Annotated in this window: 1 protein-coding gene; it reads right to left on the bottom strand. The window is 47.7% G+C overall.

Annotated features, from left to right (window positions below):
* A partial coding sequence (locus P5674_RS25855; RefSeq protein ID WP_315643418.1) for a Uma2 family endonuclease occupies positions 1-509 on the bottom strand: 509 nt, incomplete at both ends.

Consider the following 509-nt stretch of genomic DNA (forward strand, 5'->3'; position numbering starts at 1 on the left):
GGTAACAGGACTAAATTACCTTCCGTATCGTAAAACCGCAACCAAATTGCCTCCTCCCGGTCAATCGTTCCCGACCAAGTTCCCAGCCAAAAGCCCAAGGTATCACACCACAGCCAACCGCGATCGTTCGGCTCTAAAAGCTGATAACCTCCTGAACTATGCAAATGCCAACCTTGAAAGGCGTTGGCTTCAAACGGGTCAAATACAAAGTAATCTGGGGTTCGGAATATCTGCTGATACAGATCCTTTTTCTTTCCTTTATCTACTCTGGCGGTACTCGGCGACATCAACTCGACAATAACATCTGGGTAGCGACCCCCTTCCTGCCATACTACCCAACCTTGTCGTTCTTTGGTGCCATCTACATCTAACACAGCAAAGAAATCTGGGCCTCGGAAATCTCGGTTCCTAGCCTGTTCGCTGCTATAGTAAATAAACATATTCCCGCCTGTGTAGAAATCATGGCGATCGCTCCAAGCCTGTTGCAATGACCTAATCAGGACGTTCAA

The sequence above is a fragment of the Limnospira sp. PMC 289.06 genome (assembly GCF_032350395.1).
Taxonomy (GTDB): domain Bacteria; phylum Cyanobacteriota; class Cyanobacteriia; order Cyanobacteriales; family Microcoleaceae; genus Limnospira; species Limnospira platensis.